The sequence below is a fragment of the Chitinophagaceae bacterium genome (genome assembly GCA_007695095.1).
Taxonomy (GTDB): domain Bacteria; phylum Bacteroidota; class Bacteroidia; order Chitinophagales; family REEL01; genus REEL01.
In genome coordinates this window covers 1-7182 of record REEL01000063.1, presented here as the reverse complement: position 1 = coordinate 7182, position 7182 = coordinate 1, and the positions used below count along the sequence as shown (strand labels likewise).

Below are 7182 nucleotides of genomic sequence, written 5' to 3'. Positions count from 1 at the left end.
AGGGATTTTTATTACCCAGATTAACAACTCAGCAAAGAGATAATGACATAGCCACGCCTATACCGGAGGGTTTGGTGATATACAATATAGACGAAGGTTGTGTTGAAGTTTTTGATGGTACAGACTGGAGAAGTTTATGTGACACAGGTGCTCCACCAAGTTCAATACAGGCATGTGGAGTAATGACTGAAATTGTGGAGGTAACCAATCCGACAACCGGTAGAATTTGGATGGATCGAAATCTTGGAGCTACACAACAGGCAACATCCGCATTAGACGAAGACTCATATGGATGTCTTTATCAGTGGGGCAGAGGTACAGATGGACATGAATTCAGAAATAGTAATACAACTACAAATTTAAGCGCATCGGATACTCCCGGGCACGGAGATTTTATTACTGTACCCAGCTTAGTAATGCCAATGGATTGGCGTGACCCTCAAAATGATAATTTATGGCAGGGAGTAAATGGCATAAATAACCCTTGTCCCGGCGGATTTAGAATTCCAACTGAAATTGAGTGGGTAAATGAAGTGGCGTCCTGGAACTCAAATTCATTAGCTGATGCATTTGACAGTGAATTAAAAATTTCAAGAGCCGGAGCCAGAAGAGTAGATAATGCAAATATTATTGTAGAAACGGCCAGATATTGGACGAGTACGACTGTCGGTGACCAAGCCCGGTACTTGACCTATTTTACTTCGTTTAACATGTCTACTATCGTCAGAGGTTATGCTGTAAGTGTACGTTGCATTAAAGATTAGCCTTTTTTAATTTGATTTTATATAATTTATTGAACTATGAATAGGATTCTATTTCTTACATTTTTTTTGATAACTGTTAATTTTACTTTTGGACAAGTTAAAATTGGCGATAATATTCAAAATATTCATCCTTCTGCAGTTTTTGAACTGGAAACTTCTGATAAAGGCGTTTTGATGCCCAGGCTATCAACTATTCAGAGAGATAATGACATAAGCACTCCTATACCTGCAGGTTTGCTGATTTTCAATACAGATTCTGTTTGTCTGGAGGTATTTGATGGTTCTGTTTGGATAAATTTATGTAATGTATCCACTTTGCCTGCAAATGCTTGTACCGGAGTAGTGCCTCCTTCTTTAGACGGACATACTTATTCAATTGTTCCTATAGGAAATCAATGTTGGTTTGCAGAAGACTTAAGAACTAGTATATTTAATAATGGAACCTCTATTCCTTTTGTTGAGTTTGACGGCAATTGGTTTGTAAGTACTCCCGCATATTCAATTTATTATGACGGAGCAAATTCAACTTATGATGACAGTTATGGTTTTTTATACAATCATTATGCTGTAAGAGAGGGAACATTGTGTCCTCTTGGCTGGAAAGTGCCTGATGATGAAGACTGGAAAATGCTTGCCGGTGAAGTTGACCAGACCTATAATTATGGAGATGCTGAGTGGAATGGATGGGGTAATGTAGGTGATGATGCCGGTCAAAAGCTAAAATCTACAACCGGATGGATTGCCGGTATGAATGGCACAGATGATTATGGATTTAATGGTAAACCCGGTGGGCAGCGTAGCACTATTTCACCTTATGGTTCTGAGCATTTTGGGGATCGTTCATACTACTGGACCTCTGTAGGTAATGTAAGTGCCATTTTATGGAGACTAAATGCCAACAGTAATCAATTTTGGAGAGACGCTATGAATCCATCCAGAGGAAACTCTATCAGGTGTATAAAAGAAGATTAATCTTAAGTTTTAAACAAAAGTTATGTTAAGAAAATATATAAATATTTTAGTTATCAGCCTGCTTTTTTCAGGAGTTGGTTTTTCACAAGTTAAAATTGGTGATAATCACACAAATGTGAATCCTGCTTCAATTTTTGAAATGGAGTCTTCAAACAAGGGTTTACTTTTACCCAGAATGAACACTTCTCAGCGTGATGCAATTGCTTCACCGGCTGAGGGGTTGTTAATTTATAATACGGAAAATGAATGTGTTGAAGTTTATAACAACATTGACTGGATAAGTTTATGTAGTGAGGCTTCAGCAGGTCCGGGTTCAGGTCCGGATTGTTCATCTACTAATATTATTATCGATGGAACCGTTACTCATGAAGTATGTATTGGTGATAATAATGGAAGCATAAATCTTTCCGTATCCGGTGGAGCTTCTCCATATTTATATTCATGGTCGGGAAATGCCGGAAATACTCAATCAATTAGTTCACTTTCTCCCGGTACTTATACAGTAACAGTTACGGAAGATGGAGGATGTGCTGAATTTAAAACATTTGTAGTAAATGCATCTCAAATTACCGTCCCTGATAACCCTCCGGCTGTAAGTGGAAATTCTGCTCCTTCTGACAACGCAACCGGAGTAGTGTATAGCACATCAGCAGTTACATCAGCTACAGATTATAATTGGACTGTTCCTTCCGGAGCAGTTATAACAGGTGGTCAGGGTAGTATATCTATTACAGTTGACTTTACAGGAACACCGGCCGGAAATATTTGTGTAAGAGCAGAAAATGTTTGTGGAAACAGTGGTTATACTTGTTTATCAATTGTTCCTCCGGTGAGCCTGGGGCCTTGCGCTTCTTCAACAGATCTCGTTGAAGTAATTAACAGCACTACCGGGCGTATATGGATGGATAGAAATTTAGGAGCTTCCAGACAAGCTATCAGTGTTACTGATGCTCAGGCTTATGGTTGTTTATTTCAGTGGGGCAGACCGGATGACGGGCATGCAGCCAGGAATAGCAGCATTACAAGTACTCAAAGTTCTGTGCCTCAGCCTACACACTCAGATTTTATTGCAATGGGTACCGGATCAAGTGATTGGTTGAACCCGGCAAATGATAATTTATGGCAAGGGCTCGCAGGAATAAACAACCCATGCCCTGCCGGATTTCGTTTACCTACAGAAGCTGAAGCAATAGCTGAGAGAAACAGCTGGTCTGAACAAACTCTCACCGGTGCTTATAATAGTAATAGAAAGTTTACGGCAGCAGGCTTTCGGTTTCAAACTTCCGGAAATTTAGGACAGGCCGGTTCACAGGGCTTTTATTGGACCAGTACGGTTAGCGGGACTCAAGCTGTAAGACTTCGCATAAGAGGCACCGCAAATACTGCAGATATAGATTCCGATCACAGAGGCAGAGGTAAAAGTGTGAGATGTATAAAAAATTAACTTACAAACAGAATTTATTTTCATAATCGAAAATCCTGCTACTTTTCTTATTTTTGAAGTGGCAGGATTTTTTTTTAAAATAAATGTATATGAAGCGAGTAATTATTGTTTTTATCTCATTATTGATACACTACACATCATTTGCTGTCAATAATCTAAAAATTGATTTAGATGGAGTTCCCGATGTAAATATCACACTTTATGGGTTTCAGGGCTTTAGTACCTTCAAATTTGATGAAGGAAAAACTGATGAAAACGGTACTTTGAAATTAACTTTTGATAAGGATTATAAAGGCGCCGGTTTTATTGATGTAGACGGGCAAAATCAACTTTTACTGATATTGGCTGAAGAGAATATTAAAATCACCTTTAACGATATTTTTAACAATTTTGAGGTTACTTTTGATAGTCGTGAAAATATTGAATTTGAAAATTATATTCAGGAGAGAAGTATAACAGATGCAAAATTAAGTGGTTTGAAGTATGTATTGCCATACTATGAAGAGTCTTCTTCAAAAAGGTCTTTAAGATTTATTAATAACGAAATTAAGAACTTAAAAGAACGACAAGCTAAAAATTTAGAGAACCTTGATAAAAGTCTGTATGTATCTTACTATATACCTATCAGAACTTATGTTGAAAATATACCGGTTACTATCAACAGATACTGGCACCGGGTAGAACAGGATTTGTTATACTTTCATGAAATAGATTTTTCAGACAAAAGATTATTGCATTCCGGAATACTGGAAAGATTGATGGAGAATTATGTAGTTCTTTGCGAGTCGGCAGGTAGTGGAACTCCCGATTTGGATTCAGTTTATGTTTTAATAAATGCAGCAACAGATCATCTTTTGGCGACAGTAGAAGGGGAGGATGATTTATTAAATTTGTATGCGAATCATTTGTTCAATCTTTTTGAAAAGAGAAGCTTATTCAGGGCGGCAGAATATTTAAGTAATCAAATGTTGGATGGAGCTTGTGAATTAGAATCAGGCTTAGAGCGTAAAATGCAACAATACAGAGCAATGAAAAAGGGAAACCCGGCTCCGGATGTTAATTTTTCAAGCCCGGTAAGAGGATATGAAAGTTTACATGAGATACCCGGAGATTACAGATTGATTGTCTTTTGGGCAAGCTGGTGTAACCACTGTATGGAAGAAATTCCTTCACTTTACAATATGAATTCTTTATTAAGTGAAAATGGTGTAAAAGTAGTTAGTTTCCCACTTGAATATGACAAGGAAAGTTATAATCAGGTATCATCTCACTTTTCAGACTGGTTGCATTATTCAGATTTTAAAGGCTGGGAAAGTGAATCTGCTGAATTGTACTATGTTTTCGCTACCCCAACCATTTATTTAGTAGATTCAGAAGACAATATCTATTGGAGATTTAACTCAGTATCACATCTGGAATCATTTTTGCAGAATAATATGTTAAAAAAGTAGTTTTACAACTGTATTTAAATGTAAGTTCTTTATGGAATTTTAGAACATTTTTTTGACTTTTAATGTTATCTTTGCAACTTAACTTGTCCCATGACTGCCGAAAAAGCCTATAATAATTATTATAGTTTATTGTATTCAATAGCCTATCAGTTTCTTAAATCAAAGGAAGATGCTGAGGATATAGTACAGGAAACTTTTTTAAAGTGGATGAAAGTTGATAAAGAAAATGTTCAAAATAGCAAAGCATATCTTATTAAAGCGGTAAAAAATGCTTGCATCAATTTTTTAGAAGATATTAAAAGAAAAAAAGTTGAAGCTTTGGCAGAAATAAATTTCCAGATAAGTAATTATCAGCTAAATATTGAAAACAGCTATAGTGAAATGGAAAAGGAATTAACAGAAGTTTATGCAAATATGTTAAAGAAGTTAAATTCTAAGGAGCAAGCTGTTTTTGTGTTAAAATCATCGTTTAACTTCAGTTATAATGATATCACGGAGTTGATAGGAACTACCAGTGAAAATGCACGTAAAATTTTCCAAAGAGCAAAAGTCAGGATGCAGGATGATGCACAGAGATTCGAATACGATAAAAATACCTTTAAAAGCTTTTTTCCTTCTTTTTTTAAGGCGTATAAATATGGTGATGTCTGTGACTATATTAATGTATTAAAAAGCGATTTTTCAAATTGGATGGACAAGAAAAATCCTCAGTCCTAAAAAATTATTAAAAAAAACAAGTTAAACTGTCACACTTTTAAGAATTTACTGTCTTAGGGGTAAAAGCTTTATAAAAATGATCATTATTTTATTTTTTATCATCAATTGGTATATGTGTATTTTTATACACAGTTTTTTCCTCCATAGATATGCTTCTCATAAGCAATTTGAGATGAGCAGAGGGTGGGAGAAATTTTTCTATGTACTTACCTGGCTATTTATGGGTAGTAATTATTTAAGTGCTTATGCTTATGGTATAATGCACAGAATGCATCATGCTTTTGCAGATACGGATCAAGATCCCCATTCACCCAAGTACAGTAAGAATTTATTTGACATGATGTGGCAAACCAGAACTATCTATAATGATATTAATTATGGAAGAATTGAAGTTGACCCAAAATTCTCTTCCGGAGCTGTTCAATGGAGTGCTTTTGAAAAATTTGCCGATTCCTGGCCAAACCGATTAGGTTGGGCTTTTGCAATTATTGGTATTTATGCATTTTTTGCAACATCTTGGTGGCTTTGGTTATTACTTCCGGTGCATTTAGTAATGGGACCTGTTCAGGGAGCCATGGTAAACTGGTTTAGTCATAAAATTGGATATCGTAATTTTAAAGTTAAAGATACGAGTACGAATTCATTACCCTTTGATTTCTTATTGTTAGGTGAAAATTATCATAATAATCATCATAAATTTGGTGGAAGAGCAAATTTTGGAGGAGTTCGGTGGCATGAAATTGACATCACTTATCAAATCATTAAAGTCTTAAACAAGATTAATGTAATTAAACTGAAGAAATCACCTAAACGTGATATTAAACCTGAGATAATTACATCTCAAAAGTCTGCATAAGATAGAATTTAATTTTTTAGAAAAGGGATGCATATTTGTTTATGCATCCCTTTTTTGTTTTGACTGAGCTACAGTGATATAGAGTTAGTAAAAAAATATTATAAGATTTTTCGTAAGATTTTTCAATTTTATTGTCATTATAATAGTTGACTTTGGTGTTTTAAATTGTTAGATTGTGTTTACGGTTTAAAACAAGACTTATAATTATTGAAAAATTTCTGTTTGTTTGCTTAAAACGGGTTTTGCATTTTTTTTACAGGGCCTGTTTTAAGCTTTTTTAAGTAATTATGTTACCGAATTGTAACCTTAAAGTTAATATTATTTTGCAAGAAAGTAAGCTTTAATTGCTTGAAAACCAATACGAAAATAATGCTTTTTATCTAAAGAAAAGTTTTTTTCATGTAAGAATAGCATTGTTATTGTACAGAAAAATCCAAAAAAAAATTGCATATTTGAGCATATTTGATTTAATTGTTGTTTCGAGTCAAATTATTTAATCTAAACTAATTTATATGAAGAATTTAAAATTAATATTAGCCTGTTTTATGGCAATATTTATGTTTGGGGAGGCTCACTCCCAGACGGCACATCTTTACAATGATGGCGGGACCATCACAATTTTACCAAATACAAGTATGCGTGTGAACGGAGACTTTGAACAGGTAAACAGTGGTTCTACCGTTAATCAAGGTGATATCTATCTAACCGGTGATTTAATTAATGACGGACTAGCGGAAATTGGCGGAACTTTTCATTTTGACGGCGTAGCCAGTCAGGAAGTTTTAGGAACTACCGATTTTTATGATATAGTAATGAATAATCCTGTCGGAGTTACATTTGTTCAGTTTGCAGGTTTACCGGCAGATGCGTCAGTGCGTAACAGTGTGATTATACAGCAGGATGCGGTCTTTACAGCTGCTTCAAACCTGACTTTAAAGTCAGATGCAAGTGGAACAGCCTTCTTGATGGATTATAGTG

7 protein-coding genes are annotated in these 7182 nt (G+C 35.2%); all 7 read left to right on the top strand.

Features of this window, described 5'->3' with window-relative positions; translation table 11 throughout:
* The coding region (locus EA412_01950; GenBank protein TVR82204.1) for a hypothetical protein at positions 1-764 on the top strand (764 nt) is incomplete at its 5' end.
* A gap of 36 nt (positions 765-800) precedes the next feature.
* The gene (locus EA412_01945) at positions 801-1736 is read left to right on the top strand and encodes a hypothetical protein (protein TVR82203.1); all 936 of its coding nucleotides are present in this window, start codon (positions 801-803) and stop codon (positions 1734-1736) included.
* Positions 1737-1758: 22 nt separating this feature from the next.
* On the top strand, positions 1759-3180 hold the full coding sequence (locus EA412_01940; protein ID TVR82202.1) for a hypothetical protein: 1422 nt from the start codon (positions 1759-1761) through the stop codon (positions 3178-3180).
* Between the two features lie 83 nt (positions 3181-3263).
* Complete coding sequence (locus tag EA412_01935) at positions 3264-4631, top strand: TlpA family protein disulfide reductase (GenBank protein TVR82201.1); 1368 nt, start codon at positions 3264-3266, stop codon at positions 4629-4631.
* A gap of 90 nt (positions 4632-4721) precedes the next feature.
* Positions 4722-5348 (top strand): sigma-70 family RNA polymerase sigma factor, encoded by a 627-nt coding sequence (locus EA412_01930; GenBank protein TVR82200.1) that lies wholly within the window; start codon positions 4722-4724, stop codon positions 5346-5348.
* A 76-nt stretch (positions 5349-5424) separates the two neighbouring features.
* Positions 5425-6204, top strand: a complete 780-nt coding sequence (locus EA412_01925) for an acyl-CoA desaturase (protein ID TVR82199.1) — start codon at positions 5425-5427, stop codon at positions 6202-6204.
* Positions 6205-6716: 512 nt separating this feature from the next.
* A partial coding sequence (locus EA412_01920; protein TVR82198.1) for a hypothetical protein occupies positions 6717-7182 on the top strand: 466 nt, incomplete at its 3' end.